The organism is Buchnera aphidicola (Cinara curtihirsuta), from assembly GCF_900698895.1.
Taxonomy (GTDB): Bacteria; Pseudomonadota; Gammaproteobacteria; order Enterobacterales; family Enterobacteriaceae; genus Buchnera_F; species Buchnera_F aphidicola_AX.
In genome coordinates, this window is the sequence record NZ_LR217702.1 from 1 (window position 1) to 2857 (window position 2857).

The following is a 2857-nucleotide window of genomic DNA, read 5'->3' on the forward strand; positions in this document are numbered from 1 at the left end:
AGGTTATGCACAGGTTATGCACAGGTTATGCACAGGTTATGCACAGGTTATGCACAGGTTATGCACAGGTTATGCACAGGTTATGCACAGGTTATGCACAGGTTATGCACAGGTTATGCACAGGTTATGCATAATATAACAAATTTAATATTTTCGATATTTTTATAAAAAAATTATTGTTTTATTTAATATATATATATTTTTTTAGAAAAAATTAAATTCATATAATTTACATTTTTTTTACATATTTTTTTTTGATTAATTTATTTTTTCATACGTAACCAAAGTAATGTCTGGTATAGTAGTGTTGATCCCATAGGGGTTAAAATAGATTCTGGATGAAATTGGAATCCGCATGTGCGATCACGATTGTTTTTAACAGCCATAACCGCTGTATAATGATATGCATTAACATTTAAAGAGGACGGAATAGAAGTACACAGTAATGAGTGGTATCGTGCTACTAATAGAGGATTAGGAAGATTAAAAAACATATCTTTTTGATCGTGTGAAATAGAAGATGTTTTACCATGCATAGGTTCTGATGCTAAATCAATAGTACCACCATATGATTGAACGATAGCTTGATGACCTAAGCAAATACCTAATATTGGAATTTTTCCTTTTATTAAATCAATTAATTCTAACATGCATCCAGAATTTTTAGGTAAACCGGGACCTGGAGAGAGAACAACAACCGGATTCTGCATACGTTCTATAGCAGATATTAGAATAGATAAAGGGGTGTAATTTCTATATATTGAAACTATTTGTTTGTATGATCGTAATGAATCTACTAAATTATAGGTAAATGAATCTAGATTATCTAATAAAAGAATATTAGACATAATAATCTCCTTTTTTAAGATACTGATGATGTGCATGAAAAATAGATTGTAAGATAGATTGTGCCTTATTTTTACCTTCCTGTATTTCATCTTCCGTAATTGAATCATATACAATTCCCGCTCCAGATTGTATAACAGCAATATCATTTTTAATGAATGCAGAACGAATAATGATACACGCATCAAAAGATCCTTTTCCGGTAAAATACCCAATAGAACCACCATATACTCCTCTTCGTACAGATTCATATTGGGCAATTAACTGCATAGCACGTAATTTTGGTGTACCAGTTAATGTACCCATATTCATACAAGATTGATAAGCATGAAAAATATCGATTTGTGGTTGTAAAATTCCTGTAACATGTGATACTAAATGCATAACATGAGAATATTTTTCTACTTGCATTAATTGAGATACATAACGACTTCTAGTTAAACAAACTTTTGCTAAATCATTACGCGCTAAATCCACTAACATTAAATGTTCAGATAATTCTTTTTGATCAGTACGTAGAGATAATTCAATACGATTATCTAAATCTAAATCAATTTTACCGTTCTTATATAGCCCACGGGGACGTGTGCCAGCAATTGGATGTAGAGCAATAATTCTATTATTTGCATTATATTTTAAATAACTTTCTGGAGATGCACCTAATAATGTAAATTGTATATCTTGCATAAAAAACATATATGGACTAGGATTAGTTTTCTTTAAAATACGATATACAGATAAGGGATGTGTACATGGACAATAAAATTGACGAGAAGGAACAACCTGAAATATTTCTCCTTTTTTAATAAAAAAACGCATATTATTGATAATTTGCCCATATTCTGTATCACTCATATTACTTGTTACATTTAATTTCTTTTTAGAGGCTAGCGGGATAGATAGAAAATTATTCTTTTTCTGTAAAATCGCATATAAATCTTGCATACGTGTATACAATCGTTTTCTCTCTGTTATAGATGAGGAAAATAGATGTGATTGTATAACAGCCGTTTTTTTTTGATGATTAATATCAATCATTGATTCTGCTAGATAAAAACAGAAATCTGGACAAACGCTCTGTTTATTTTTTTGTACTATATCTTCAAATGAATAAATTAAATCATATGAAAATAATCCACCAAAAAATAATGTTGATAAAGATCCTGAATCTATCTGTACCGCCTGTATTAACCAACGAAAGCAATCAAAAACAGAAGATAGCATGAGTCGCTCATCTTCTTCTATATATAAAGATTCTTTTGAAAAATAGATGACACGTTTATATTCTTTTTTAAACACTGTAATAGTGTTAGGAATAATATTATCTAATAAAGTTAATAAAAATTTTCCATTGTCTGACAGAGCGTACAAAATAACCTTATTATCAATAGCAATTATACGAAGAGCACTATCAATAATAATTTTACTGTCTCTTTTCGTATTACTTTTATTTTCAGATGACTCTAATAATAATGTATTCTTTTTATTGAAACATAATCTATAAAAAATTTCAGTTGGATTAGAATGATACCGTATATTTTTTTTCCAAATCTCTACTTTATAAGACCTGCTCATATTTAATCCTTATTTTCTTCTTTAGAATTATTTCCTAAGTGAAATAAAAAAAGTTCATATATTCTTTATTTTTTTTATATTATAAGGTTGTATATTTATTTATAATAAAATATTTATTATTATAGTTATTTTTATTTATGTATATACATATATTTATATATAAATAACTATATTTAGTTATATATAATAGTTATTTTGCATCTATCCATATTACATATATTTATGTACTTTGTATATATTTCTAACACTATATTTTATATAGAAAAAAATATCTTTTAGATATAAATTTAAATCTACTAAATATTAGATAGGTTATGCACAGGTTATGCACAGGTTATGCACAGGTTATGCACAGGTTATGCACAGGTTATGCACAGGTTATGCACAGGTTATGCACAGGTTATGCACAGGTTATGCACAGGTTATGCACAGGTTA

The 2857-nt window shown here is 28.1% G+C and carries 2 protein-coding genes; both read right to left on the reverse strand.

Annotated features, from left to right (window positions below):
* Positions 1-263 precede the first annotated feature (263 nt).
* Positions 264-848 (reverse strand): aminodeoxychorismate/anthranilate synthase component II, encoded by a 585-nt coding sequence (locus tag BUCICURT3053_RS02070; RefSeq protein WP_154061358.1) that lies wholly within the window; start codon positions 846-848, stop codon positions 264-266.
* Complete coding sequence (locus tag BUCICURT3053_RS02075) at positions 841-2421, reverse strand: anthranilate synthase component 1 (RefSeq protein WP_154061359.1); 1581 nt, start codon at positions 2419-2421, stop codon at positions 841-843. Before BUCICURT3053_RS02075 ends, BUCICURT3053_RS02070 begins: the two co-directional genes overlap by 8 nt.
* Positions 2422-2857: the final 436 nt, after the last annotated feature.